Source organism: Alsobacter sp. KACC 23698, from assembly GCF_045348435.1.
Lineage (GTDB): Bacteria > Pseudomonadota > Alphaproteobacteria > Rhizobiales > Beijerinckiaceae > Alsobacter.
The window spans coordinates 826113-850533 of record NZ_CP157484.1 but is presented as its reverse complement, the minus strand read 5'-3'; the positions used below and the strand labels follow the sequence as shown (position 1 = coordinate 850533).

General features: G+C 68.0%; 25 protein-coding genes. 17 read left to right on the top strand and 8 right to left on the bottom strand.

The window, feature by feature from the left end; translation table 11 throughout:
• Nucleotides 1-4: 4 nt before the first annotated feature.
• Entirely contained in the window at nt 5-1951 is a 1947-nt protein-coding gene (locus ABEG18_RS03850; RefSeq protein ID WP_406856776.1) for a PrkA family serine protein kinase, read from the bottom strand.
• A 381-nt stretch (nt 1952-2332) separates the two neighbouring features.
• Here ABEG18_RS03850 and sugE point away from each other — a divergent pair, with 381 nt between their 5' ends.
• Nucleotides 2333-2647, top strand: a complete 315-nt coding sequence (gene sugE / locus ABEG18_RS03845; protein WP_406856775.1) for a quaternary ammonium compound efflux SMR transporter SugE — start codon at nt 2333-2335, stop codon at nt 2645-2647.
• An 83-nt stretch (nt 2648-2730) separates the two neighbouring features.
• On the top strand, nt 2731-4089 hold the full coding sequence (locus ABEG18_RS03840) for a dicarboxylate/amino acid:cation symporter (protein ID WP_406856774.1): 1359 nt from the start codon (nt 2731-2733) through the stop codon (nt 4087-4089).
• A 6-nt stretch (nt 4090-4095) separates the two neighbouring features.
• Here the strand turns inward: ABEG18_RS03840 and ABEG18_RS03835 are convergent, their stop codons facing one another.
• Complete coding sequence (locus tag ABEG18_RS03835; RefSeq protein WP_406856773.1) at nt 4096-5031, bottom strand: lipid kinase; 936 nt, start codon at nt 5029-5031, stop codon at nt 4096-4098.
• A gap of 118 nt (nt 5032-5149) precedes the next feature.
• Between ABEG18_RS03835 and ABEG18_RS03830 the strand changes: the two genes are divergently transcribed.
• From ABEG18_RS03830 to ABEG18_RS03770, 13 genes are all read left to right on the top strand, one after another.
• Nucleotides 5150-5608 (top strand): NUDIX hydrolase, encoded by a 459-nt coding sequence (locus tag ABEG18_RS03830; protein ID WP_406856772.1) that lies wholly within the window; start codon nt 5150-5152, stop codon nt 5606-5608.
• A gap of 317 nt (nt 5609-5925) precedes the next feature.
• A complete protein-coding gene (locus tag ABEG18_RS03825; protein ID WP_406858525.1) occupies nt 5926-7083 on the top strand; it encodes an ABC transporter substrate-binding protein in 1158 nt (385 codons plus the stop codon).
• Nucleotides 7084-7195: 112 nt separating this feature from the next.
• Nucleotides 7196-7954, top strand: coding sequence for an ABC transporter ATP-binding protein (locus tag ABEG18_RS03820; protein WP_406856771.1), 759 nt, complete (start codon nt 7196-7198; stop codon nt 7952-7954).
• A 1-nt stretch (nt 7955) separates the two neighbouring features.
• Entirely contained in the window at nt 7956-8666 is a 711-nt protein-coding gene (locus tag ABEG18_RS03815) for an ABC transporter ATP-binding protein (protein ID WP_406856770.1), read from the top strand.
• A 4-nt stretch (nt 8667-8670) separates the two neighbouring features.
• Nucleotides 8671-9558 (top strand): branched-chain amino acid ABC transporter permease, encoded by an 888-nt coding sequence (locus tag ABEG18_RS03810; protein ID WP_406856769.1) that lies wholly within the window; start codon nt 8671-8673, stop codon nt 9556-9558.
• 1 nt (nt 9559) lies between these two features.
• Complete coding sequence (locus tag ABEG18_RS03805) at nt 9560-10531, top strand: branched-chain amino acid ABC transporter permease (RefSeq protein WP_406856768.1); 972 nt, start codon at nt 9560-9562, stop codon at nt 10529-10531.
• A 260-nt stretch (nt 10532-10791) separates the two neighbouring features.
• A complete protein-coding gene (locus ABEG18_RS03800; protein WP_406856767.1) occupies nt 10792-11070 on the top strand; it encodes an STAS domain-containing protein in 279 nt (92 codons plus the stop codon).
• A 3-nt stretch (nt 11071-11073) separates the two neighbouring features.
• Nucleotides 11074-11433, top strand: coding sequence for a response regulator (locus ABEG18_RS03795; protein ID WP_406856766.1), 360 nt, complete (start codon nt 11074-11076; stop codon nt 11431-11433).
• Between the two features lie 8 nt (nt 11434-11441).
• Nucleotides 11442-13580, top strand: a complete 2139-nt coding sequence (locus ABEG18_RS03790) for a chemotaxis protein CheA (RefSeq protein WP_406856765.1) — start codon at nt 11442-11444, stop codon at nt 13578-13580.
• Nucleotides 13581-13670: 90 nt separating this feature from the next.
• The gene (locus tag ABEG18_RS03785; RefSeq protein ID WP_406856764.1) at nt 13671-14516 is read left to right on the top strand and encodes a CheR family methyltransferase; all 846 of its coding nucleotides are present in this window, start codon (nt 13671-13673) and stop codon (nt 14514-14516) included.
• Nucleotides 14516-15130, top strand: coding sequence for a chemoreceptor glutamine deamidase CheD (locus ABEG18_RS03780; protein ID WP_406856763.1), 615 nt, complete (start codon nt 14516-14518; stop codon nt 15128-15130). Before ABEG18_RS03785 ends, ABEG18_RS03780 begins: the two co-directional genes overlap by 1 nt.
• Nucleotides 15130-16257: a chemotaxis-specific protein-glutamate methyltransferase CheB gene (gene cheB / locus ABEG18_RS03775; RefSeq protein WP_406856762.1), complete on the top strand. Its 1128-nt coding sequence runs from the start codon at nt 15130-15132 to the stop codon at nt 16255-16257. Before ABEG18_RS03780 ends, cheB begins: the two co-directional genes overlap by 1 nt.
• 1 nt (nt 16258) lies before the next feature.
• Complete coding sequence (locus ABEG18_RS03770) at nt 16259-16645, top strand: response regulator (protein ID WP_406856761.1); 387 nt, start codon at nt 16259-16261, stop codon at nt 16643-16645.
• A gap of 77 nt (nt 16646-16722) precedes the next feature.
• On the opposite strand, the gene ABEG18_RS03765 is transcribed toward ABEG18_RS03770, so the two are convergent.
• The 4 genes from ABEG18_RS03765 to fliG all read right to left on the bottom strand — a co-directional run bounded on the left by ABEG18_RS03765 (nt 16723) and on the right by fliG (nt 19346).
• Entirely contained in the window at nt 16723-17112 is a 390-nt protein-coding gene (locus ABEG18_RS03765; RefSeq protein WP_406856760.1) for a response regulator, read from the bottom strand.
• Entirely contained in the window at nt 17102-17680 is a 579-nt protein-coding gene (locus ABEG18_RS03760; RefSeq protein WP_406856759.1) for a hypothetical protein, read from the bottom strand. Before ABEG18_RS03760 ends, ABEG18_RS03765 begins: the two co-directional genes overlap by 11 nt.
• On the bottom strand, nt 17673-18215 hold the full coding sequence (locus ABEG18_RS03755; RefSeq protein WP_406856758.1) for a response regulator: 543 nt from the start codon (nt 18213-18215) through the stop codon (nt 17673-17675). Before ABEG18_RS03755 ends, ABEG18_RS03760 begins: the two co-directional genes overlap by 8 nt.
• Before the next feature lie 108 nt (nt 18216-18323).
• The gene (fliG, locus tag ABEG18_RS03750; protein ID WP_406856757.1) at nt 18324-19346 is read right to left on the bottom strand and encodes a flagellar motor switch protein FliG; all 1023 of its coding nucleotides are present in this window, start codon (nt 19344-19346) and stop codon (nt 18324-18326) included.
• Nucleotides 19347-19589: 243 nt separating this feature from the next.
• Between fliG and ABEG18_RS03745 the strand changes: the two genes are divergently transcribed.
• On the top strand, nt 19590-20792 hold the full coding sequence (locus ABEG18_RS03745; RefSeq protein ID WP_406856756.1) for a glycosyltransferase: 1203 nt from the start codon (nt 19590-19592) through the stop codon (nt 20790-20792).
• Here the strand turns inward: ABEG18_RS03745 and ABEG18_RS03740 are convergent.
• A complete protein-coding gene (locus ABEG18_RS03740; RefSeq protein ID WP_406856755.1) occupies nt 20787-21296 on the bottom strand; it encodes a hypothetical protein in 510 nt (169 codons plus the stop codon). The genes ABEG18_RS03745 and ABEG18_RS03740 overlap by 6 nt on opposite strands.
• A 395-nt stretch (nt 21297-21691) precedes the next feature.
• Here ABEG18_RS03740 and ABEG18_RS03735 point away from each other — a divergent pair, with 395 nt between their 5' ends.
• Nucleotides 21692-23113 carry a mannose-1-phosphate guanylyltransferase/mannose-6-phosphate isomerase gene (locus tag ABEG18_RS03735; RefSeq protein ID WP_406856754.1) on the top strand — a complete coding sequence of 474 codons (1422 nt, stop codon included), beginning with the start codon at nt 21692-21694 and terminating at the stop codon, nt 23111-23113.
• A 48-nt stretch (nt 23114-23161) separates the two neighbouring features.
• On the opposite strand, the gene ABEG18_RS03730 is transcribed toward ABEG18_RS03735, so the two are convergent.
• The gene (locus ABEG18_RS03730) at nt 23162-24421 is read right to left on the bottom strand and encodes an aminopeptidase (RefSeq protein WP_406856753.1); all 1260 of its coding nucleotides are present in this window, start codon (nt 24419-24421) and stop codon (nt 23162-23164) included.

The window sequence follows — 24421 nt, the reverse complement described above, 5'->3', positions numbered from 1 at the left end:
CGCCCTACCCGGCCTGCTTCACTCGCATGTACCATTCGACCAATCGTCGGACCTGACGTTCGGTGTAGCCCCGCTCGGTCATGCGGGCGACGAAGTCCGCGTGCTTCTTCTCGCTGTCGGAGTCTTTCTTCGACCCGAAGCTGATCACCGGCAAAAGCTCCTCCACCTGGCTGAACATCCGCTTCTCGATGACGTCGCGGATTTTCTCGTAGCTGGTCCAGGAGGGGTTCTTGCCGCCGTGGCTCGCCCGCGAACGCAGCGCGAACTTGACGACCTCGTTGCGGAAGTCCTTCGGATTCGCGATGCCGGCCGGCTTCTCGATCTTGGTGAGCTCCTGGTTGAGCAGCTCACGGTTGAGAAGCTGTCCGGTGTCGGGATCCTTGAAGTCCTGATCCTCGATCCAGGCGTCCGCATAGTCGACATAGCGGTCAAAGAGGTTCTGACCATAGTCGTGGTACGACTCCAGATAAGCCTTCTGGATCTCGTGACCAATGAACTCCGCATAGCGCGGAGCCAGTTCGGCCTTCACGAATTCGAGATAACGCTTCTCGACCGCTTCCGGCACCTGCTCGCGCTTCACCGTTTGTTCGAGCACGTACATGAGATGCACCGGGTCGGCGGCGATCTCGGTGGTGTCGTGGTTGAAGGTGGCGGCCAGGACCTTGAAGGCGAAGCGGGTCGAGATCCCGTCCATGCCCTCGTCGACGCCGGCCGAGTCCTTGTACTCCTGCAGGGAGCGCGCGCGCGGATCCACCTCGCGCAGGCTCTCGCCGTCATAGACGCGCATCTTGGAGAAGATGTTGGAGTTGGCGTGCTCGCGCAGGCGCGACAGCACCGCAAAGCGCGCCAGCATCTCCAGCGTGAACGGGGCGCAGGGAGCGCCTGCGAGCTCCGAGCCGCGGATCAGCTTCTCGTAGATCTTCTGCTCTTCGGTCACCCGCAGGCAGTAAGGCACCTTGATGACGTAGATGCGGTCGATGAAGGCTTCGTTGTTCTTGTTGGTCTTGAAGGTCTGCCACTCGGCCTCGTTCGAGTGGGCCATGACGATGCCCTGGAACGGGATCGCCCCGATGTTCTCGGTGCCGACATAGTTACCCTCCTGCGTCGCGGTGAGCAGGGGATGCAGCATCTTGATCGGCGCCTTGAACATCTCGACGAATTCGAGCATGCCCTGGTTGGCCCGGTTGAGGCCGCCGGAGTAGCTGTAGGCGTCGGGATCGTTCTGCGACAGGTGCTCCAGCTTGCGGATGTCGACCTTGCCGACCAGGGACGAGATGTCCTGGTTGTTCTCGTCGCCGGGCTCCGTCTTGGACACGCCGATCTGGCGCAGCCGGGAAGGGTTCACCTTGACGACCTTGAAGCGCGAGATGTCGCCGTCGAACTCGTCGAGGCGCTTGAGGCACCAGGGGCTCATCAGCCCGGTGAGCCTGCGCCGGGGGATGCCGTAGCGTTCGTCCAGGACCTTGCCCATCTGCTCGGGATCGAACAATCCCAGCGGGCTCTCGAAGATCGGGCTCAGGTCGTCGCCGGCCTTGAGCACGTAGATGGGATGAACCTCCATCAGGGCCTTCAGGCGTTCCGCGAGCGAAGACTTGCCGCCGCCGACCGGGCCGAGGAGATAGAGGATCTGCTTGCGCTCCTCCAGCCCCTGGGCGGCGTGACGGAAGTAGGACACGATCCGCTCGATCGTCTCCTCCATCCCGTAGAATTCGGCGAAGGCCGGATAGGCCCGGATCGTCCGATTCATGAAGATGCGGCCGAGGCGCGCATCCCGGGACGTGTCGAGGAGTTCTGGTTCGCCGATCGCGGCGAGAATTCTTTCCGCCGCGCTGGCATACATCATGGGATCGTCGCGGCACCCTTCGAGATAGTCCTGGAGGGACATCTCCGCCTCGCGACGGGCTTCGTACGACCTTGCATAAGTCGTGAAGAGGTCAGTGTTGGGATACATCTGCACCCGCTGGCTCGTGACGCCTCAACGCAGTGACAACCGTCTCGGCGGACAAGAGTTGCGTCGACGTCACCGGCTGCGCTCGCCAATCCCCACCCCAGACCAAGCTGGAATTCGATTGCGGCTGCCACGTGGCGCGCGGGCGGCGGCGGCGTACCGCGACCGGCTTTCCGAAGGGTAGTATGCGTGTCCGCATCGAATCACCCCCGACCAAGCTCATGCTACCATGACGGACCCGAGCTTTGCATGGTTCATGCCACCATGGGATGCGTCGAAGGGTCTTAGGCCAGCCGGCGTGTCGCGCCCGCCACAGCGCTCGCGGGCCGCCGCCGCTAGGGTCGCGTCGGCCGCCGTCCGGCGGCGATGACGCGGGAGCGCAAGGTGGGTTGGCTGATCCTGATCGCGGCGGGGCTCTTTGAGGTCGGCTGGGCCGTCGGGCTGAAATACACGCAAGGGTTCACCCGGCTGTGGCCCTCGCTGGCGACGCTGGCCAGCATGGCGGTGAGCCTGGGGCTCCTCGGACTGGCGCTGAAAGAGCTGCCGATCGGGACCGCCTACGCGGTCTGGACCGGAATCGGCACGATCGGGACGGCGATCCTGGGAATCGCGCTCTTCGGCGAGCCGGCGACGGCGGCCCGCATGGCCTGCATCGGCCTGATCGTGGTCGGCATATTGGGATTGAAACTCGCCGGCTGAAGGACCAAAGATCGGCGTGGAACCCAAGATCCCGCCGCGTGTCAGCGGGACAGCACCCTCGGAACGGCGGCCCGGAGTCCCCTATGGCTCACACCCTTGCAGACAGACCTGCGGCCCGCGACGTCTCGCCGGCCCACCGCACCCCCTGGTACAAGGTGCTCTACGTCCAGGTGCTGATCGCTATCGTGCTGGGCATCCTGGTCGGGCATTTCTGGCCCAAGACCGGCGCGGCGCTGAAGCCGCTCGGCGACGCCTTCATTTCGCTCATCAAGATGATGATCGCGCCGGTGATCTTCTGCACGGTCGTGCACGGCATCGCGTCCATGAGCGACCTGAAGAAGGTGGGCCGGGTCGGGGCCAAGGCGCTGCTCTATTTCGAGGTGGTGTCGACCGTCGCGCTGGCCGTCGGCCTGCTGGTGGGCGAGATCGTCAGGCCCGGGGCGGGCTTCAACATCGACCCCGCCACGCTCGATACGAAGGCGGTCGCGAGCTATGTGAGCCGGGCCAAGGACGAGGGCGTGGTCGCGCATCTGATGGCGATCATCCCGAACTCGTTCTTCGACGCCTTCGCCAAGGGCGATCTCTTGCAGGTGCTGCTGATCGCCATCCTGTCGGGCTTTGCGGTGTCCCAGATGGGACAGACCGGCGAGCGCATCACCCACGCCATCGACACGGCCGGGAAGATGTTCTTCCGCATCATCGGCATGATCGTGCGGGTGGCGCCCATCGGGGCGTTCGGGGCCATGGCGTTCACCATCGGCGCCTACGGGCTGGGCTCGCTGTGGAACCTGCTGGCGCTCGTGGCGACCTTCTACGCCACCGCGCTGCTGTTCGTGCTGGTGGTGCTGGGCGTGATCGCCCGGCTCGCCGGGTTCTCGATCCTGCGCTTCATCGCCTACATCAAAGACGAGCTGCTGATCGTGCTCGGGACGTCGTCGTCCGAGACCGTGCTGCCGCACATGATCCAGAAGATGCAGCGGCTCGGCGCGTCGCCGTCGGTGGTGGGGCTCGTGATCCCGACCGGGTACAGCTTCAACCTCGACGGCACCAACATCTACATGACGCTGGCGACCCTGTTCCTGGCGCAGGCGACCAACATCCACCTCACCTTCGGGCAGGAGATGACGATCCTGGTGATCGCGATGCTGACCTCCAAGGGCGCGTCCGGCGTCACCGGGGCTGGCTTCGTGACGCTCGCCGCCACGCTGCAGATCGTGCCCGACATTCCGATCGCCTCGCTGGCGATCCTGGTGGGCATCGACAAGTTCATGAGCGAGTGCCGCGCCCTCACCAACCTCATCGGCAACGGCGTCGCCACCGTGGTGGTCAGTCGCTGGGAGGGCGAGCTCGACCCGGTGAAGCTGCGGCAGGTGATGGCGCACCCGCTGGAGATCGGCGAGGCCATGGAGCGCGAACCCATCCCGGCGCGCCCGGCGGCGTGAGGCGGATCAGGGCGAGAACACCCGCACGGCGTCTGGCACGATCTTGAAGCGCGCCGGAGTCTCGGTGCAGAGCTCGCCGTCGCAGTTGACCGGGCGGGGCCGGCGCGTGCGGATCTCGAATTCGGTGCAGCGCTCCGTGCGCACCTCCTCCCAGGCGCCGTGCGAGCCGGCCCGGAAGGCCGGCAGCATGGCGGCGAGCTTCCAGACGCTCTTCAGCTCCAGGCTGTAGAGATCGAGGTGGTGGTCGTCGATCTCGGCCCGGTCGGAGACCGACATTCCGCCGCCATAGTAGCGGCCGTTGCCGACCGCGATCTGCATCGTCTTCACGCGGGCGACGTCGCCCTTGGCGACGATCGTGGCCGTGAAGGGCGCGGCGCGGCTCAGCACCTTGAGGGCGGCCAGCGCGTAGCCCAGCCGGCCCCAGCGGCGCTTGATGTCGGGCGTGAGGCTGCGGGCGAGATCGGTGGAGAGCCCGAGGCTGGCGACGTTGAAGAACGGCTTGTCGTTGACCATGCCGAGATCGATCGGCCGGACCCGGCCGGCGACGATGACGTCCGCCGCGGCCAAGAGGTCCTCCGGCAGGCCGAGCGTACGGGCGAGGTCGTTGCCGGTGCCGAGCGGCAGGACGCCGAAAGGCAGCCCGGTCTCCATGAGGCCGCGGGCGGCGGCGTTGACGCTGCCGTCGCCGCCGCAGATGACGACGCGGTCGACCTCGGGGGCGCGGCGGACGATGTCCTGGCTGACCTCGTCGGCGGAGGAGAAGGTTTCGTGCTGCAGGATAAGCCCGCCCTTCTCCAGGCGCTCATTGACGGCGTCGAGCGATTCGGAGCCGCGCCGGCTGTTGGGATTGACGAGCACGAGCGTCCGCGGTCCGATCGCGCGCCCCGGAGGAGCGTCGCCCAGGATCGTCCCTTTGGCGTCGCCGCCCAAACCCTCTTGCATGTCGGGCATTGTCCCCAGAAATGAGCTGATCTGCGTCACAAACGCTCGGGGGGCTTCAGCGTTGCATTGCAATCAAAAGCCGAAGCGTTCGAGATAGCGCCATGCGACCGTCAGTCCCATGACCCCCGATCCGGCATCCCTGGTGCAGTTCGCCGCCCTGCCCTACCGCAAGGTCGACGGGGCGACGCAGGTGCTGCTCGCCACCTCCCGCGACACCGGGCGCTGGGTGATCCCCAAGGGCTGGCCGATGAAGAACCGCAAGCCCCACGAGGCCGCCGCGCAGGAGGCGCTGGAGGAGGCCGGGTTGAAGGGCAAGCCCGGCAAGAAGCCCGTCGGCTCCTACCAGTACTGGAAGCGGCTGAAGGAGCACTTCGTCCTGGTCACCGTGGTGGTGTTTCCGCTGGAGGTGACGCGGCAGCTGAAGAGCTTCCGGGAGGCCGGCGTCCGCAAGCTGGAATGGGTGTCGCCGCTGGAGGCCGCAAAGCGCGTCGACGAGGCGGGGCTGGCCTCCATCCTGCTCGGCTGGGAGGAGGCGAAGCCGCGCGCGGCGCCGCGCATGGCCAAGGCGCGGTCCTGATCCCGGCGTCGCGCTCGGGCGGAGCGGCCGTCGAACCATGTTCGACTTTCGTCGAGTGCGCTGAAAAATCCCACCAAAACCGCCGAAAATCGCACGGTTCCAAGGGCTCAGGACGGTTGCCAGCCGCCCGCGCGCCTCTATTCTGCCCGCTACCCGCCGCGCTTATGGCGGCAGCAGAAACGATCGCGGCTCAGCCGCGGCGCGGGCGCCGCCCCCAGGCGCCCCTGAAGGAGGAAACGATCGTGACGACACCCGCAAGGACGGCCGCCAGCGCCGTGAAGACCCTCGCCTTCTCGGCGGCGTTCGGCGCCCTCGCCATGGCCTCCGCCGTCTCGGCCCAGGCGGCCGACGGCGTGAAGATCGGCATCCTGAACGACCAGTCCGGCGTCTACGCCGACTATGGCGGCAAGTGGTCCGTCGAGGCCGCCCGGATGGCGATCGAGGATTTCGGCGGGTCGGTTCTGGGCCAGAAGGTCGAGCTCGTCACCGCCGATCACCAGAACAAGCCCGACATCGGCTCCAACATCGCCCGCCAGTGGTACGACGTCGACGGCGTCGACATGATCACCGAGCTGACCACCTCGTCGGTGGCGCTGGCCGTCCATGAGCTCTCGAAAGAGAAGAAGAAGATCGACATCGTGGTCGGCGCCGCGACCTCGCGCCTGACCGGCGACGCGTGCCAGCCCTACGGCTTCCACTGGGCCTTCGACACGCGCGCCCTCGCGGTGGGCACCGGCGGCGCGCTGACCAAGGCCGGCGGCGACAGCTGGTTCTTCCTGACCGCCGACTACGCGTTCGGCTACCAGCTGGAGGACGATACGTCCAAGCTGGTGAAGCAGGAGGGCGGCAAGGTTCTGGGCTCGGTGAGGCACCCGCTCAACAACAACGACTTCTCGTCCTTCCTGCTGCAGGCGCAGGCCTCCAAGGCCAAGGTCGTGGGCCTCGCCAACGCCGGGCTCGACACCACCAACTCGGTGAAGCAGGCGGCCGAGTTCGGCATCACGGCCGGCGGCCAGAAGATCGCCGGGCTGCTGATGACGCTGGCGGAGGTGAACGGCCTCGGTCTCCAGGCCTCGCAGGGGCTGGTGCTGACCGAGGGCTTCTACTGGGACCTCGACGACCGCTCCCGCGAGTTCGGCGAGCGCTTCTTCAAGCGCACGCAGCGGATGCCCAGCATGATCCACGCCGGCACCTACTCGGCCGTGCTCTCCTACCTCAAGGCCGTGAAGGCGGCGAACTCGAAGGACACCGAGAAGGTGGCGGCCAAGCTCAAGGAGCTGCCGGTCGACGACGCCTTCGGCCGCAACGGCAAGGTGCTGGCCAACGGCCGCATGATCCACGATATGTATCTGTTCGAGGTCAAGAAGCCGGCCGAGAGCAAGAAGCCCTGGGACTACTACAAGCTGCTCGCCACCATTCCGGGCGAGAAGGCCTTCTTCTCGGCGGCGGAGAGCGGCTGCCCGGCGACGAAGTAGGCGAGCGTCAGCATACGGGCGCGGCGGCCCGGTTGGGCCACCGGCGCCCCCTCTCTTCCGCCGGGAGAGGGAGAGACCGCGTTTCTCTCATTCATTTGAGGCCTGCCCACCCATGACAGCGCCAACCGCCATCCTGCAGGCCGAGGGGCTCACGAAGGAGTTCCTCGGCTTCGTCGCAGTGAAGAACGTCAACCTCTCGGTGAAGCCGGGCTCGATCCATGCGCTGATCGGACCCAACGGCGCCGGCAAGACCACCGTCTTCAACCTGCTGACCAAGTTCCTCACCCCGACCAGCGGACGTATCGTCTTCGAGGGAACGGACGTGACCGGCGAGCAGCCCGCCGCGGTCGCGCGGCGCGGGCTGGTGCGCTCCTTCCAGATCTCGGCGACCTTCCCGCATCTGACCGTGCTGGAGAACATCCGGGTCGCGCTGCAGCGGCGAGCCGGGCTGGCGACGCAGTTCTGGCGCTCCGACAAGGTGCTGCGCCTGCTCGACGGACGGGCGCGCGAGCTGATCGCCGACTTCAACCTCGACGTTTATGCGGACGCTCCGGCGGTGGACCTCAGCTACGGGCGCAAGCGCGCCCTGGAGATCGCCACCACGCTCGCCCTGGAGCCCAAGATGCTGCTGCTCGACGAGCCGATGGCCGGCATGGGCCACGAGGACATCGACCGGGTGGTGGCGCTGATCCGCAAGGCCGCGGTCGGCCGCACCATCCTGATGGTGGAGCACAACCTCTCGGTCGTGTCGGACCTGTGCGACACCATCACGGTGCTGCAGCGGGGCGAGATCATCGCGGAGGGCGACTACGCCAAGGTCTCGCAGGACCCCAAGGTCCGCGAAGCCTATATGGGCATGGAGGAGGCCTGAGATGCTGGCCCCCAACCCCATCCTGGAGGTCCAGGACCTCGAAGCCTGGTACGGCGAGAGCCACGTGCTCCACGGCGTGTCGCTCGACGTGCGCGAAGGCGAGACGGTGACGATCATCGGCCGCAACGGCGCGGGCAAGACGACGACGCTGCGCTCCATCGTCGGCATCGTGCGCAAGCGCAAGGGCGTGGTCCGGCTGCGCGGGCAGGACCTGCTGGCCCTGGCGCCCCACAAGGTCGCGCGCTGCGGCATCGGCTATGTGCCGGAGGAGCGCGGCATCTTCGCCAGCCTGTCGGTGGACGAGAACCTGGCTCTGCCGCCCCGCATCGCGGAAGGCGGCATGCAGGCCTCGGAGATCTACCGGCTGTTTCCCAATCTGGAGGAGCGGCGCAGCAGCCCCGGCACCAAGCTCTCGGGCGGCGAGCAGCAGATGCTGGCCATCGCCCGCATCCTGCGCACCGGCGCGCGGGTGCTGCTGCTCGACGAGCCGACCGAGGGCCTCGCGCCCGTGATCGTGCAGCGCATCGGCGAGCTCATCCGCACGCTGAAGACGCAGGGCTTCACCATCATCCTGGTGGAGCAGAACTTCCGCTTCGCCGCCAAGCTGGCCGACCGCTTCTTCGTGATGGAGGACGGCAAGGTGGTCGACCGCTTCGCCACGACCGAACTGAGCGACCGCATGGGGTCGCTGCACGAATATCTGGGGGTTTGAGGCGATGTCGACCATCTTCGGGGTGCCGACCGTCGCGCTCTACGGGCAGCTGCTGATCGGGCTGATCAACGGCTCGTTCTACGCCCTCCTGTCGCTCGGGCTGGCCGTGATCTTCGGCATGCTGCACGTCATCAACTTCGCCCATGGGGCGCTCTACATGCTGGGCGCGTTCACGGCGTGGCTGGCCCTGACCAAGTTCGGCGTCAACTACTGGGCCGCGCTGGCGCTGGTGCCGATCGCGGTCGGGCTCTTCGGGGTGATCATCGAGCGCACGACGCTGCGGCGGCTGGCGGGGCTGGACCCGCTCTACGGCCTGCTGCTGACCTTCGGGCTCTCGCTGGTGATCGAGGGGCTGTTCCGCCACTGGTACGGCTCCTCTGGCCAGCCCTACGCGCCGCCGCCGGAGCTGCAGGGCGGCGTCAATCTGGGCTTCATGTTCCTGCCGATCTATCGCGGCTGGGTGGTGGTGGCCTCGGTGGTGGTCTGCTTCGCCACCTGGTTCATCATCGAACGGACCCGGCTGGGCGCCTATCTGCGCGCCGCGACCGAAAACCCGGCGCTGGTGCAGGCTTTCGGCATCAACGTGCCGCTGCTGGTGACGCTGACCTATGCGGGCGGCGTGGCGCTGGCGGGGTTCGCCGGCGTGCTGGCGGCGCCGATCTACCAGGTGAGCCCGCTGATGGGGTCGAACCTCATCATCGTTGTGTTCGCCGTCGTGGTGGTCGGCGGCATGGGGTCCATCATGGGCGCGATCGTGACCGGCTACATGCTGGGCGTGCTCGAAGGACTGACCAAGGTGTTCTATCCTCAGGCCTCCGCCATCGTGATCTTCGTCGTGATGGCGATCGTGCTCCTGGTGCGCCCGGCGGGCCTCTTCGGACGAGGAGAGTGAGATGACTGCGACGACAGCCCCGGCCGGCGCGCCCGGCCTTCGCTCCTCCTCCGAGACATGGGGCCGCATGGCGGCGATCGGCCTGGTCGTGCTGCTGCTGGCGGCGCCGTTCGGGATCTATCCCGTCTTCCTGATGAAGCTGATGTGCTTCGCGCTGTTCGCGGCCGCCTTCAACCTGCTGATAGGCTATGTGGGCCTGCTGTCCTTCGGGCATGCGGCCTTCTTCGGCACGGGCGCCTACATCTCGGCCCACGCCGCCAAGGTCTGGCAGCTGGACCCGCTGCTGTGCGTCGTCCTGGGCGGGCTGGCGGGCGGCGCCCTGGGCGTCTTGGTCGGCTACCTGGCGATCAAGCGCAAGGGCATCTATTTCTCCATGATCACCCTGGCGTTGAGCCAGATGGTGTTCTTCATCGCCCTGCAGGCCCCGTTCACGGGCGGCGAGGACGGCATCCAGGGCATCCCGCGCGGGCTCCTGTTCGGCGTGATCGACCTGAACCAGCCGATGAACATGTACGGCTTCGTGCTGGTGATCTTCCTGTTCGGGATGTTCGCGCTGTGGCGGATCGTGCACTCGCCCTTCGGGCAGATCCTGAAGGCCATCCGCGAGCACGAGCCCCGCGCCATCTCGCTGGGCTATGACGTGAACCGCTACAAGCTGATCGCCTTCGTGATCTCGGCGGCGCTGGCGGGCGTGGCGGGCGGGGCCAAGACGCTGGTCTTCCAGCTCGCGTCCCTCACCGACATCACCTGGCAGATGTCGGGCGAAGTCGTGCTCATCACCCTTCTCGGCGGCATCGGCACGATGCTGGGCCCGGTCGTGGGCGCGCTGATCGTGGTGTCGCTCGAAAACTACCTGGCGGCCCTGGACTTCCCGGTCACGGTGCTGATCGGCGCGATCTTCGTCGCCTGCGTGCTGCTGTTCCGCCGCGGCGTGGTCGGCGAGATCGAACACGCGCTCGGCCGGCGCGGCTGAGCGTCTTCACGGGCCAGGCCGCCCGCACGGCCCGGCCCGCCGTCCGCTCCTGACGGCGCGGTCCGGCGCGTCGCCCTCGCGCGCGGTCCTGATTCAGCCTGCACAGCACGTCCATTGGCGACCCGGTCGGGCTCGAACCGGGTTGGATGCGCGTTTACAACTTTCAGTTGCCTCATTGATGTAAAATCCACCGAAAGGTGCAGAATAAAGCTTTGTTAAGTTCCGGACAGTAATTGTTGAGAACGACCCAGGAGGGCGACTTGGTTGATCTCGCAATAGGCGGTTCGGTGAGCCGCGACGACATTTTCGACCTTTGCAACAAGGTCAAGGACGCATTCGCAGCGGGCAAGCCGGTCAGGCTCGACGGCTCCGAGGCGGACGGCCTCACCCCCATTCTCGCCCAGGTCATCCTGTCGGCCGGAAAGACCGCGAGCGAGGGCGACCAGTCCTTTACTCTCGTTTCACCGAGCCCGGCCATGATCGACGCTTTCCAAGGTTTCGGCCTCTTCGCCGACCTGATGACCATTCCGATGGAGTAGACGGTGCGCATCCTGGCCATTGACGATACGAGAACCCTTCGCGAGCTCCTGTGCCGGACGCTGCGCGGCGCATCCTACGACGTCGTGGAGGCGGAGAACGGCGAGGAGGGCCTGGTGCGGTTCGCCGACCACCGTCCCGACATCGTGATCACCGACCTCAACATGCCCGTCCTGGACGGCATCGAGTTCACCCGCGCGGTGCGCTCGCGCGCCGACGGCGGCGTCGTGCCGATCATCATCCTGACGACGGAGAGCGGCGCCGAGATCAAGGCCGAGGGCCGCAAGGCCGGCGCGACGGCCTGGATGGTGAAGCCGTTCGACCCGCAGCGTCTCCTCGACATGCTCACTCGTTTCAAGAAGTAGAACGCGCCATGGATGCTCTTGCCGAGATCCGCAGTATTTATTTCGACGAGTGCGATGAGTTCATCGGGCTTCTCGAAGGGCATCTGGCCGCCATTTCAGAAGGCCGCGCGACCCCCGACGACATCCACGGCGCCTTCCGGGCGGTTCATTCGATCAAGGGCGGGGCCGGCGCCTTCGCGCTGACCGAGCTGGTCGAGTTCGCGCACATGTTCGAGGCCTGCCTCGACGCGCTGCGCTCCGGCAAGGTCGCGGTCGAAGACGCCCCGATCGACATGCTGTTGCAGGCCGGCGACGTCCTCAACGAGCAGATCGGCGCGGCCCGCGACGGCCGCTCGAGCCCGGTCGGACCGGAGCTCGTGGCCGCCCTGCAGGCGATGGCCGGGGGCAAGACCGTGGCGCCCAAGCCCGGCGACGAGATCTTCTTCGACGACGAGCCCGCGCCCGCCGCCGCGCCCGCGGCTCCGGCCGAGGCCGAGGAGCCCGCCAGCGCCACGCGCCGGGTCACCATCCATCTGCGGCCCGAAACAGACTTCTTCCGGCGGGCCATCGACCCGCGCATGATCTTCGACGCGCTGCGTCACCTCGGCCCGATCGAGGTGACCTGCGACACCTCGCGCGTCCCCTCCATCGCGACCCTCGACCCGGCCGAGTGCTGGATGGCGTGGGTGATCGAGCTGGAGACCGCCAGTTCCGACGAGCACATCGTCGAAGCGCTGGAGTCCTTCCTGGCCGACGAGGAATTCAGCGTGGGCGGCGAGCCGCCAGCGGCTGCGGCGCCCGAGGCGGCTGCGCCGGCCGCCGAGAGCGCGGTCGCGACGAGCGAGCCCGCCGCTCCGGCCCTGGCCCTGCCCGAAGCGACGCATGACGCGTTCCATGGCGAGGGCACGCCGTCCGCGCCGGGGTCCGCCCCGACGGCGCTGCAGGCCGTCCAGCGCCGGCCCTCCGGCGGCACCATCCGGGTGGACCTGGAACGCATCGACCGCCTGATGAACCTCGTCGGCGAGATCGTGATCACGCAGTCCATGCTGTCGGAGCGCGCCGGCGTGCTGGCCAAGCGCGAGGCCGCCTCTTTCGTCGACGCCCTGTTCAGCCTCGCCCGCCAGACGCGCGAGCTGCAGGACAACGTCATGGCGGTGCGTGCCCAGCCGGTGAAGGTGGTGTTCCAGCGGCTGCCGCGCCTCGTGCGCGAACTGGAGCGTGCGCTCGGCAAGAAGGCGCATCTGGTGCTGGCCGGCGAGGACACGGAGGTCGACAAGACCATCGTGGAGGAGCTCGCCGACCCGCTGATCCACATGTTGCGCAACTCGATGGACCACGGCCTGGAGTCGCCCGAAGAGCGCATCGCGGCCGGCAAGGCGCCGGACGGCACCATCCGGGTGTCGGCCGAGCATCGCGGTTCGCGCATCCTGATCTGCGTCACCGACGACGGGCGCGGCATCAACCGCGAGAAGCTGGTCGCCAAGGCCAAGGCGCGCGGGCTGCTGGCGCCCGACGCCGACCCGACGCCCGAGGAAGCCGACAACCTGATCTTCCACCCCGGCCTGTCCACGGCCCAGCAGGTGACCGACGTCTCCGGGCGCGGCGTCGGCATGGACGTGGTGCGGCGAAACGTCGAGGCGCTGGGCGGACGGATCACCGTGGAATCGACGCCCGGCCGCGGCTGCAAATTCACCCTCGGCCTGCCGCTCACGCTGGCGGTGCTGGACGGAATGATCGTGCGGGCCGGGACCGAGCGTTTCGTCTTCCCGCTCTCCTCGATCGTGGAGACCATGCAGCTCGACCCGGGAAGCGTGGAGCCCCTGCCGGGCGGACGCGACATCCTGCAGCTGCGGGGCGAGATCGCGCCGCTGCTCAAGCTGCGCAAGCTGCTCGGCATCCGGGCGATCGGGCACGAGCCGATCGTGGTCATCGTGGAGACGGACACCGTCCCGCGCCTGGCGATCGCGGTCGACGAGATCGTGGGCCAGCAGCAGGTGGTGGTGAAAAACCTCGAATCCTCGTTCCGGCGGGTCGAGGGCGTCTCGGCCGCGACCATCCTGGGCGACGGGCTCGTGGCGCTGATCCTGGACGTCGACGCCCTTCCGGCCCTGTCCCAGTCGGGGCGCAAGCTGCCGATGGCCAATGAAAGCCTCAGCGTCGCCGTCTAGGCCGCGCTCTTCTTCCGGCGCAGCCCGAAGGCGGCGCCTCGACCCTCCGGCGCTCCCGCGCCCTCATCCTTCTCGCACGAGGTCTCGACCGTGCACGGTCTTGCGACAGACGATTCCGACTACGCCCTTTCGGACAGGGATTTCGAGCTGATCGCCGGCATTGCGCGCGACCAGGCCGGGATCGTCATCCGAGCCCACAAGTCGGCGATGATCCGCGGGCGGCTGATGCGCCGGCTGCGGGCCCTCCAGCTTCGCTCGGTGGCGGAGTATTGCGAGCTGCTGCGCAGCCCCGACGGCGGGCGCGAACTGCCCAGCCTGCTGAACGTGCTGACCACCAACCACACGGCGTTCTTCCGCGAGCGGCACCATCTCGACCATCTTCGGAGCGACGCCCTGCCGGAGACCTATTCGCGCGCGCTGAAACACAACTCCCGCGTGCGAATTTGGTCGTCTGCTTCATCCACGGGTGAAGAGCCCTACTCCATCGCCGCCATGGTGCATGCGTCGCAGCCGCCCAAGAGCCTCGACCTGCGCATCCTGGCCACCGACATCGACACCGACGTCCTCGACCGCGCGGAGCGGGCGGAATACAGCCGCGAGGTGGTGGAGCGCGCGCCGGCGGACCTGAAGCCGCTGCTTCAGATCGAGCCGACCGGCTCCAGCGACATGGTGCGGGTGGGGGCGGCGCTGCGGCGCCATCTCACCTTCAGGCAGCTCAACCTCGTCCAGGAATGGCCGATGCGCGGGCCGTTCGACATCATGTTCTGCCGCAACGTGATGATCTATTTCGACGGGCCGACCAAGAAGAGCATCGTGGACCGCGGCGCCGACCTGCTGCGGCCGGGCGGCTGGCTCTATCTCGGCCACTCCGAATCCCTGTCCCCTCCCCATCCGGCCTTCGAGCTGATCGGGCGAACCATTTACCGGAGGCGCTGATGGCCACGACAGGCGCCCATGCGCCACCGACCGCGCGCCGCTCTTTCCAGGACGCCAGCGGCGCCACCATCGTCTCGGTCGCGCCGGGCGACCACTACGTCACGGACGACAAGAACCAGCTCATCGTCACCCTGCTGGGATCGTGCGTGGCGGCCTGCGTCCGCGACACCGTCACGGGCGTCGGCGGGGTCAACCACTTCCTGCTGCCCTCCAGCGACCAGCACGACCTGGCCCAGGGCAGCGACGAGGCGATGCGCTTCGGCGACTACGCCATGGAGCAGCTGCTGAACAGCATCTACCGGCGCGGCGGCCAGCGCGGCCGGCTCGAGGTGAAGATCTTCGGCGGCGCGCGCGTGCTGGGCGGCAGCAGCATGCTCAAGATCGGCGAGCAGAACATCGCCTTCGTCGAGCGCTTCCTGAAGACGGAAGGCATCCCGATCGTGGCCCGCTCGGTGGGCGGCACCGTCCCGCGGCGCATCCGCTACCAGCCGGCCACCGGCCGGGCCTGGGTGCAGGAGCTCGACAAGACGAGCGCGGTCAGCGTCACCCAGCAGGAAGAGAATTACAGGCGCACCTTTGTCCGGCAGCCCGCAGGCGACGTGGAGTTTTTCTGATGATCCGCAGCACCCGTCCCTACCGCGTGTTCGTCATCGACGATTCCCGCACCATCCGGCGCCTGATCGGGGCCATCGTGGACGAGACCGAGGGTCTCGTCCTGGCCGGCTCCGCGGAGAGCGCCGAGGAAGCTTGGGACGTGCTGCGCCAGCCCAGCATCGAGGTCGACGTGGTGTCGCTCGACATCGAGCTGCCCGGCATGAACGGCATCGACTTCCTTAAGAAGCTGATGGCCTCGCGGCCCCTGCCCGTGCTGGTGGTCTCGGGCCACACGGATTCGGCCGCCGACCTGACGCTGACCGCGCTGGAGAACGGCGCGATCGACTGCATCCAGAAGCCGGACGGCAAGCCGAACGAGATCGACCGCTTCCTGCGCGACACCGCCGACGGGCTGCTGCGCGCCGCCGGCAGCAAGCTGCGGCCCCGCCACGCCGGCCTCGGCGCGCCGACGGGCCCGACGCTGGTCATCCCCGCCGCGAGCCCGCGTCCGACAGCGGCGCTGAGCGCCTCCCAGGCGTCCAGCTTCGACGGCGAGAGCATCATCTGCATCGGCGCCTCGACCGGCGGCGTGCCGGCGGTGTGCAAGGTGGTGGAGGGCCTGCGGGGCGTGAACTGCCCCATCGTGGTGGTCCAGCACATGCCGCCGAGCTTCACGCCGCGGCTCGCCACACGGCTCGCCCAGACGACCGGGCTGCCCTCCTTCGAGGCGCAGGACGGCGGGCGGCTCGCGCCGCGCACGGTCTGGGTCGCGCCCGGCGGGCGGCACCTGCACATCGTCCGCAAGGGGGGCGGCTATGTGGCGCGCCTCAGCGACGAGAACCCGGTGTCGGGCCACAAGCCCTCCATCGACGTGATGTTCCGCTCCGCCGCCCACGAGGCGGGCCCGAACGCCAGCGCCGCGCTGCTGACCGGGATGGGCCGGGACGGCGCCGACGGCCTGCTGGCCATGCGCAAGGCCGGGGCGCACACGATCGCCCAGGACGAGGCCACCTGCGTGGTCTACGGCATGCCCAAATCGGCTGTCGCGCTCGGCGCGGTCGACCAGGTGCTGCCGCTCGACCGCATCGCCGACCACATCCTTTCCGGCGCACCCCGGCCCCGGTCTTCACGCCTGATGGGAGCCTGAAATGGCCGACCTGAAATCCAAGAAGGTTCTGGTCGTCGACGACCAGAAGAGCATGCGCGGTCTCGTCCGCTTCGCCCTGATCCAGATGGGCATGGAGACGGTCGACGGAGCGGAAAGCGGCGAGGAGGCGATCAAGAAGCTGAGCACCACCCGCTACGACCTGATCATCACCGACCTGCACATGGACGGCATTTCGGGCCTCGGCCTGCTGAAGGCGATCCGGTCCCACCCCGTCCTGCGCGGCACGCCGGTGATCATGGCGACGAGCGAGACGTCCTCCGACACGGTGCGGCAGGCCAAGAACCTGAACGTCGACGCCTTCATCCTGAAGCCGGTGGAGCCCAACGCGCTCCAGTCGCGCGTCAGGTCTGTGCTCAAGGTGGCGTGACGCGGGCCGCCGAGAGGCCGTGACGAAAAAAGCCCGCCGGTCGTCCCGGCGGGCTTTTCCGTGGCGTCTTGGGCGTATCAGGCGGCGACGGCCTCGGCGGCCCGGCTCATGGCGCTCAGCAGCGCCTCGGCCGTGAAGGGCTTGATGATCGAGGGCGGAGCGTTGGGCCTGTCGAGCTTGGCTTTCTGGGCCAGGCCCTGCGTGGTCATCAGCAGGAAGGGGATGCCGCACCATTCGGGCCGGCCGTCCATGATGAGCTTCAGGTCGGCCCCGCTCATCGGGGTCATGCCGTAGTCGGAGATGACGAGCCCGAAAGCCCGCTGGCTCAGCTTGCGGATGGCCTCCGGGCCGCTGGCCGCGCCTTCGACGTCGTGCACCCCGTGGGCGCTGAGGAGCGTGCGGACGATGCGGATGATCGCGTAGGTGTCATCCACGACCAGCACGGGCTGGGTGCGATCAAAGCTCATCCGAAACCCCGCTGGCGTGAGCGCTCATGACGTCGCGGCGGCCCTTCGCCTCCTTGCAGAGCAAGGCCAGGTGGCGGACCAACTCCATCGCGGTCGCGTTGTCCTGGTCCTTGACGCCGGCCCGCACCACGGAGGCGATGGCCTCGACATGGCGGCGGATCACGATGAGCGGAACGTCCAGCTCGTCGCCGGCGAGGAGCTCGCAAAGGCTGGTCGCCATCCGGGCCGCGACCGTATAGCCGAACTGCTTGGACTGGCCGCGCAGGTCCTGGGCGGCGAGCGCCATGGCCTTGATGGCGTCCGATCCCTGGTCGCTGGCTTCGAACGCCTCGAGGGCGCCCTGCACGGCCGACAGCGTCGTCTTCATCCACTCGGAGTAGCTGGGGGCCAACGCCTCCACGGCGCGCTCGGCGCGCGCGATCATGTCGGCGTCGATCTGCGGGGCGGCGATGGCCTTGACCAGCGCCTTCTCCCTCAGCCTCGGCTTGGGATGCAGCACCGCATGGTCGGCGTGCTCTTCCTTGCCGTCGAGGTGCGGGGCAGTCGCGAGAGGCGAGATCTCAACCATGGGAATGGCTCACAAGGACCGGCTTCGGCGGGAAGACCTCGCCCTCTTCGCCCTTGCGGCGTTCGGGGCCGGTGAATTCACCGGCCTTGGTGCGGCGGCGGTCGGGCCCGAAGAAGCTCGAGGTCTTGATGAAGGCGCGGGGGTTGGCGACGACGCCCAGGATGCGCTGGTGCAGCGCGGTGGCGGAAAGCGGCTTGACGAGAAATTCAGTGACGCCGGCGTCGCGCGCCTCCAGCACGCGGTGGCGCTCCGAATGGACCGACACCATGATGATCGGTACGAACGGGTTCACGCTGTTGTCGGAGCACCGCATCAGCTTGGTCATGTCGATGCCGTTGATGAGCGGCATCTCCCAGTCGGTGAACACGATGTCGGGGTAATGGGAGGCGAACGCGTCGAGCGCGGAGGCGCCGTCCTCGGCCTCGAACACCTCGCGCGCTCCGAAGCCGTGCAGAAGCGTCTTCAGGATCCGGCGCATATAGGTGTTGTCGTCAACGACGAGAAAGCGAAGACGTTGATATTCGACACGGAACATGGGGACCGGGGTCGGGTTTCCAGAACCCGTATACTACCTCCGGCTGCGTTAATTTTTTCCTGCACTTATCAGTTGTAAAGCCTGTCCGTACGGGCCGGCTCCGGGCCGTCACTCCAGGACTACGTCCTCCTCGTTGCCCGACTTGGCGATGATGATCTCGCCCTTCTCGGCCATCAGCTTGGCGGTGGAGATGATCTTCTGCTGGGCCTCGTCGACCTCCTTGAGGCGGATCGGCCCGAGACCGGCCATTTCGTCGTTGAACATCGCGGCGGCGCGGGCCGTCATCTTGGTCGTGAAAAAGCTCTTGGTGGACTCGCTGGCGCCCTTGAGCGCCTTGGCGAGGTCGGCCTTGTCGATGCCGCGCACCAGGACCTGGGCGGAGTTCGGGTCGAGCTTGGTGATGTCCTCGAAGGTGAACATCAGGGCGCGGATCTTCTCGGCCGCCTTGTAGGCGTTGCGCTCCAGCGCCTCCATGAACTTCGCCTCGTTCGACCGGTCGAAGGAGTTGAAGATCTCGGCCAGCAGGTCGTGCGCGTCGCGGCGGCTCGTCTGCGACAGGTTGGCGATGAAGTTGGTGCGCAGGCTGTCCTCGACCTGGTCGAGCGTATCCTTCGACACGGTGTCGAGTTGCAGGATGCGCAGCATCACGTCCGTGGCGAAATCCTCCGGCAGCATCGCCAGCACCTTGGCCGAATGCTCCGGCTTGATGCGCGACAGGATCAGCGAGACCGTCTGGGGGTGCTCGGTCTTCAGGTAGTTGGCGAGCAGGTGATCCTGCACGTTGGACAGCCGCTGCCAGATCGTGCGGCCGGCGGGGCCGCGGATCTCGTCCATGATCGGGCCGACGCGATCCTTCGGCAGCAGCTTCAGCAGCAGGTCGTGCGTGCGCTCATAGTCGCCCACGACCGTGAGCCGATTGGCCTGGCCGGCTAGCTCGGCCAGCACCTGCTCGACCACCTGGGCCGGAACGGTGCCGAGCGTCGACATGGCCAGCGACACCTTGCGCAGCTCGTCGTCGTCGAGCGATTCCCACAGCGCGCTGCCGTGGTCGTCGCCCAGCACGAGCAGGAGGATCGCGGCGCGCTCCAGCCCCGTCAGTTGTTGCAGCGTCTTCGATTCGGCCTGAGCCATCGGCGCCCCCGTCGAGGCCGGCTGCGCGGGCCCGCGCGCGAATCAGCCGGCCAGTCGAACCTCAACCCGGATGCCGCGCCCGCCTGGCCGCGTCAATGCGTCCCGCGCGGCGCGGGCCACGCGGCTGGGGACGGACCAAGGCGCCGGCAGGCGGAAAGGCGACTTCCATCATGTCTCGATCGATCCGATGTTGCGGCCGCACGTGACGCGCGTCAAGATAGGCGCAGAGTCGGGGCGGAACGCATGGACGTTCTTTTCGTACACAACAACTTCCCCGGCCAGTACCGGCACATCGCCCGCAGCCTGCACGAGGCCGGGGGCTGCCGCCTCTTCGCCATCGGGACCAAGACGGCGCAGGGCATGCCGGAGGTGTCGATGGCGCGCTACGCCGTCGCGCCGGGGCAGGATCCGGCGGCCGTGCATCCTTTCGCGCGGCGCTTCGACACGGAGATGCGCCGGGCGGAGGCCGTCATCGACGCGAGCCTCAAGCTGAAGAGCCTGGGCTTCGATCCGCAGGTGGCGCTGGTCCATCCGGGCTGGGGCGAGAACGTCCCGCTCCGCAGCCTCTTCCCCCGCGCCCGGATCATCCCCTACTGCGAATTCTTCTATGGCGGGGCCGACTCCGACGTCGGGTTCGATCCGGAGTTCTCCAACCCGAAGGCGACGGATTGGGGCCGGCTGGCGGCCTGGAACGCGGCCTCGCTGATCGCGCTGGCGGACGCGCAGGCCGCCGTGTCGCCCACCGCGTGGCAGAAGAGCCGGTATCCGGAGATTTTCCAGCCGCTGATCCAGGCCGTGCATGATGGCATCGACACCGACGCCATCCGGCCGCGCGCCGCCGCGCCCTGGCGCGCGATCGAACCGGGCGAGGAAATCCTGACCTATGTGGCGCGAAACCTGGAGCCCTATCGGGGCTACCACGTGTTCATGCGCGCCCTGCCCCGCATCCTGCGCGCGCGCCCCAAGGCGCGCGTGGTCATCGTCGGCGGCGACGGCGTGTCCTACGGGGCGCGGCCGCGCGAGGGGACGTGGAAACAGATCTTCCTCGACGAGGTGAAGGGCGAGCTCGATCTTTCCCGGGTCCACTTCGCGGGCCAGTTGCCCTACGGGGCCTATCTGGGCCTGCTGAACCACTCCCGGGCGCATGTCTACCTGACCTATCCGTTCGTGCTCTCCTGGTCGGCGCTGGAGGCGATGGCGTCAGGCTGCCTCGTCGTCGGATCGGACACGAGCCCGGTGAGCGAGGTGATCCGGCACGGCCAGAACGGGCTCCTGGTCCCGTTCTTCGATCGCGACGCGCTGGTGGAGACGGTGGTCTCGGCGCTGGCGGAGCCCGAGCGCTACGCCGGGCTGCGGCAAGAGGCGCGCCGCACGATCGTGGAGGGCTACGACCTGAAGCGGGTGTGCCTGCCGCGCCAGATCGCCATCCTCAAGGGCTTCTCATGACGCGTTACGGCCATGCTTGCGGCCGACGCGGGCGATCTGCCGCCACCGGCTGGACCGTGGCGCGGCGCGCGGCCCTGACCGGCTCGCCGCCTCGGCCTCTTCCCCGAACGGCCTCTCGCTGAGCCACCAGCACCACCGGTTGCCGTAGCGGATGCTGACGAATTGCGGGGCCTGCGACAGGCTGGAGGACAGCGAGGCGCGCGTCCCGGTGCGCCCCCCGAAAGCGGGCACCAGCCTGATCAGCTCGTCGATGGGCATCGGCTCGCCCCGGGCCTCCAGCACGCGCTGGGCCGCTTCGGCCTGCGTGACGCGGATCGCAAGGTCGATGGCGGAGCCCCTGGGCAGGGGATCGACGACGATCGGGTCCGAGCCGGACGCCGCCTCCATGCTGCGCATGGCGGCCTGGAGGGCGAGCATGGTTCGGTAGTCCGCGCTTTGCGACTTCAGCCGCGTATGCAGCTCTTCCCACAGAGCCCTGAGCGTCTCCAGAGACGTCTCGACCATGTACTGCCCCCTTGCGAGTGCGACCTGTTGATCGGCGCATTCGCGCGCAGACGTTCTTCTCTTCTACACACTTGTGTCGTTACCAACTCGTTAATCAAAATCGGGCGATTGCAAGACGAAGTTGAGAAAGCCAGACTTGGTCCGCAGCCGACTTGTGAAGGATTTTGCTTAAGTTCTCCAGATATCATGACGTTCCGACCTTAGGCGTGTCGGGCTAGGTCCTGTGGATAGAGCCGCAGTCAGAGGCGGGGTTAGCCGCTCCGACTCGGTCGACACGGTTGGCTCACCGCGCCGTTCGGCGTATCCGGGCGCCGAATCCCCTGGAGTCCGGTTGCGGAGATTGGACGTCGGACGCTGAGGGATATAGTTGTCTGGCCAACCGAGGGATGCATCTGATGACCGCCACCACCGCCACGATCACGCCCGCCATTCTCTGCGGCGGCTCTGGCACGCGGCTTTGGCCGGCCTCCCGCAGGACCATGCCCAAGCAGTTCATCCCGCTGACCGGGCCGGTGTCGATGTTCCAGGAGACGGTGCGGCGCGTCTGCGACGCGACCCTGTTCGACCGCCCGATCGTGGTCACCAGCGAGGAGTTCCGCTTCGTCGTGGCCGAGCAGCTGCGCGAGATCGGCGTGGAGGCCGACATCGTGCTGGAGCCCGAGGGCCGCGATTCCGGACCCGCCGTGGCGGTCGCGGCGGCGTTGGCCGGGCAGCGCAGCCCCGAGCGCCTGGTGCTGATCCTCCCGTCCGACCACCACATTCCCGACGCGGTCGATTTCGCCGAATGCTGCCGCCAGGCGTCGCCCGCCGCCCTCAACGGCTTCATCATGACCCTCGGCGTCTCCCCGACCGCGCCGGCGACGGGCTTCGGCTACATTCAGCCCGGCGCGGCGACCGGCCACGGCGAGGCGCTCGCGGTCGCGGCCTTCGTGGAGAAGCCCGACGCCAAGACGGCCGAGCGCTACGTCGCCGACGGCTTCCTGTGGAACAGCGGCAACTTCCTGTTCCGCAGCGACGTGATGCTGGACGAATTGTCCGACTTCGCGCCGGAGATGCGCCGGGCCGCCGAGGCGGCGGTGGCGCACGCGGTCCAGGACCTCGATTTCCTGCGGCTCAGCGCGGAGCACTTCGCCAAGGCCCCGAAGCTCTCCATCGACTACGCGGTGCTGGAAAACACGCGCAAGGCCGGCGTCCTGCCGGTGTCGTTCCACTGGTCGGACCTCGGCGAGTGGGACGCGGTGCTGGCGAACTCGCCGCAGGACGAGTTCGGCAACTCCGCCGTCGGCCCGGTCCATCTGCGCGACACCCGCAACAGCCTCGTGCACAGCGACGGCATGCTGACGGCCGTGCTCGGACTGGAGAACGTCGTCGTCGTCACCACCAAGGACGCGGTGCTGGTGACCAACCGCGCCTCCTCGCCGGACGTGAAGGGCCTCGTGGAGGCGCTCAAGGCCGAGGGACGCACCGAGGCCACCGACCATCTGCGCATGCACCGGCCCTGGGGCTGGTACCAGCGCGTCGACATCGGCCCGCGCTTCCAGGTCAAGCGCATCATGGTCCTGCCCGGCGCGAAGCTGTCGCTGCAGAAGCACTTCCACCGGGCCGAGCACTGGGTGGTGGTGCGCGGCACCGCCGAGGTGACCTGCGACGACAGCGTGAAGCTGCTGCAGGAGAACGAGTCCGTCTACCTGCCGCTGGGCTGCGTGCACCGGCTCGCCAACCCGGGCAAGATCCCGCTGGAGATCATCGAGGTCCAGGTCGGCAGCTATACGGGCGAGGACGACATCGTCCGCATCACCGACGTCTACGGCCGCTGAAGGGCGCGAGCGCGCCCTCCAGGCCCGAGATTCGCGCGGGCGGCGCGCTCAGGCCGCCCAGTCGCCGCGTCGCATCAGCGGCTCGGCCGAGCCGTCGGCCCTGACGCCGTCCACGTCGACTTCGCCCGAGCCGATCATCCAGTCGATGTGGATGAGGCTCTCATTGGCGCCACGGGCGGCGAGTTCGTCCTTGGGCATGTCGACGCCGCCCCGGATGCACTTGCTGTAGGACTGGCCGAGCGCGATGTGGCTGGCGGCGTTCTCGTCGAAGAGGGTGTTGTAGAACAACAGCCCGCTCTGCGAGATCGGCGACGAGTAGGGCACCAGCGCCACCTCGCCCAGCCGCCGCGAGCCTTCGTCGGTCTCCAGCACCTTGCGCAGCACCTCCTCGCCGGAGCTGGCGCGCGCCTCCACGATGGCGCCGTTCTCGAACCGCACCTCGATGCCCTGGATCAGGGTGCCGTTGTAGGAGAGCGGCTTGGTGCTGCGGACATGGCCGTCCACCCGCGCCTTGTGGGGCGTGGTGAACACCTCTTCGGTGGGGATGTTGGCGTTGCAGGTGCGGCCGTTCTGGGCGACCGTCGAGCCGCCGTTCCACTCATGGTCGTCGGCGAGGCCGACCGTCAGGTCCGTGCCGGGGCCGCGGAACCGCAGCGCCGAGAAGCGGCGCGCGTTGAGGAGCGCGGTGCGGGCCTGGAGCCCGCGATTGTGCGCCTCCCAGGCCGCCACCGGATCGGGCCCGTCCACCCGCGAGGCGGCGAAGATGGCGTGCCAGAGGCGGGCGACCGCGATGTCCTCCGGATCGTCCGGGAACATCGCCTTCGCCCAGGACGGGCTGGCGTAGCTGACGATGGTCCAGTTGGTCTTGAAGCCCGCGATCATCTCCAGGGCCGGCATATAGGCCCGCGACCGCGACCGGTTGGCGCGGGAGACATGGTCGGGGTCCTGCCCGGCCAGCAAGGACGGGTTCTCGCCCGCGATGGCGAGGCGGGCCGCGCCGTTGCGGAAGGCCGCCGCCATGCCGTCATAGAGCCAGCCGCTGGCGACGTCGAAGGCCTCGTCGGCCGCGAACCGGTAGCGCGCCAGCGTGGTTTCCTCGTCGGAGAACAGCGTCGTCACCAGCGAGGCCCCCGCCTTGTAGGCGTGCTCGGTGATGCGCCGCACCAGCGGCAACGCCTCGATAGGGGCCGTCATGACGAGTTCCTGCCCGGGGGCGAGGCCCAGGCCGACCTTTACGGCGACTTCGCCCAGGCGATCGAGCTTGACGTCGTGCGCAAGCGCGACGGGCGGAACGGCGTGGGTGGTCAT

What these genes read in the sequence shown, in the direction of transcription:
- ABEG18_RS03850 (WP_406856776.1), bottom strand. Translation starts at nt 1,951, where the DNA reads ATGTATCCCAACACTGACCTCTTCACGACTTATGCAAGGTCGTACGAA.
- ABEG18_RS03840 (WP_406856774.1), top strand. Translation starts at nt 2,731, where the DNA reads ATGGCTCACACCCTTGCAGACAGACCTGCGGCCCGCGACGTCTCGCCG.
- ABEG18_RS03835 (WP_406856773.1), bottom strand. Translation starts at nt 5,031, where the DNA reads ATGCAAGAGGGTTTGGGCGGCGACGCCAAAGGGACGATCCTGGGCGAC.
- ABEG18_RS03830 (WP_406856772.1), top strand. Translation starts at nt 5,150, where the DNA reads ATGACCCCCGATCCGGCATCCCTGGTGCAGTTCGCCGCCCTGCCCTAC.
- ABEG18_RS03825 (WP_406858525.1), top strand. Translation starts at nt 5,926, where the DNA reads ATGGCCTCCGCCGTCTCGGCCCAGGCGGCCGACGGCGTGAAGATCGGC.
- ABEG18_RS03820 (WP_406856771.1), top strand. Translation starts at nt 7,196, where the DNA reads ATGACAGCGCCAACCGCCATCCTGCAGGCCGAGGGGCTCACGAAGGAG.
- ABEG18_RS03815 (WP_406856770.1), top strand. Translation starts at nt 7,956, where the DNA reads ATGCTGGCCCCCAACCCCATCCTGGAGGTCCAGGACCTCGAAGCCTGG.
- ABEG18_RS03810 (WP_406856769.1), top strand. Translation starts at nt 8,671, where the DNA reads ATGTCGACCATCTTCGGGGTGCCGACCGTCGCGCTCTACGGGCAGCTG.
- ABEG18_RS03805 (WP_406856768.1), top strand. Translation starts at nt 9,560, where the DNA reads ATGACTGCGACGACAGCCCCGGCCGGCGCGCCCGGCCTTCGCTCCTCC.
- ABEG18_RS03790 (WP_406856765.1), top strand. Translation starts at nt 11,442, where the DNA reads ATGGATGCTCTTGCCGAGATCCGCAGTATTTATTTCGACGAGTGCGAT.
- ABEG18_RS03780 (WP_406856763.1), top strand. Translation starts at nt 14,516, where the DNA reads ATGGCCACGACAGGCGCCCATGCGCCACCGACCGCGCGCCGCTCTTTC.
- cheB (WP_406856762.1), top strand. Translation starts at nt 15,130, where the DNA reads ATGATCCGCAGCACCCGTCCCTACCGCGTGTTCGTCATCGACGATTCC.
- ABEG18_RS03770 (WP_406856761.1), top strand. Translation starts at nt 16,259, where the DNA reads ATGGCCGACCTGAAATCCAAGAAGGTTCTGGTCGTCGACGACCAGAAG.
- ABEG18_RS03765 (WP_406856760.1), bottom strand. Translation starts at nt 17,112, where the DNA reads ATGAGCTTTGATCGCACCCAGCCCGTGCTGGTCGTGGATGACACCTAC.
- ABEG18_RS03760 (WP_406856759.1), bottom strand. Translation starts at nt 17,680, where the DNA reads ATGGTTGAGATCTCGCCTCTCGCGACTGCCCCGCACCTCGACGGCAAG.
- ABEG18_RS03755 (WP_406856758.1), bottom strand. Translation starts at nt 18,215, where the DNA reads ATGTTCCGTGTCGAATATCAACGTCTTCGCTTTCTCGTCGTTGACGAC.
- fliG (WP_406856757.1), bottom strand. Translation starts at nt 19,346, where the DNA reads ATGGCTCAGGCCGAATCGAAGACGCTGCAACAACTGACGGGGCTGGAG.
- ABEG18_RS03745 (WP_406856756.1), top strand. Translation starts at nt 19,590, where the DNA reads ATGGACGTTCTTTTCGTACACAACAACTTCCCCGGCCAGTACCGGCAC.
- ABEG18_RS03740 (WP_406856755.1), bottom strand. Translation starts at nt 21,296, where the DNA reads ATGGTCGAGACGTCTCTGGAGACGCTCAGGGCTCTGTGGGAAGAGCTG.
- ABEG18_RS03735 (WP_406856754.1), top strand. Translation starts at nt 21,692, where the DNA reads ATGACCGCCACCACCGCCACGATCACGCCCGCCATTCTCTGCGGCGGC.
- ABEG18_RS03730 (WP_406856753.1), bottom strand. Translation starts at nt 24,421, where the DNA reads ATGACCACCCACGCCGTTCCGCCCGTCGCGCTTGCGCACGACGTCAAG.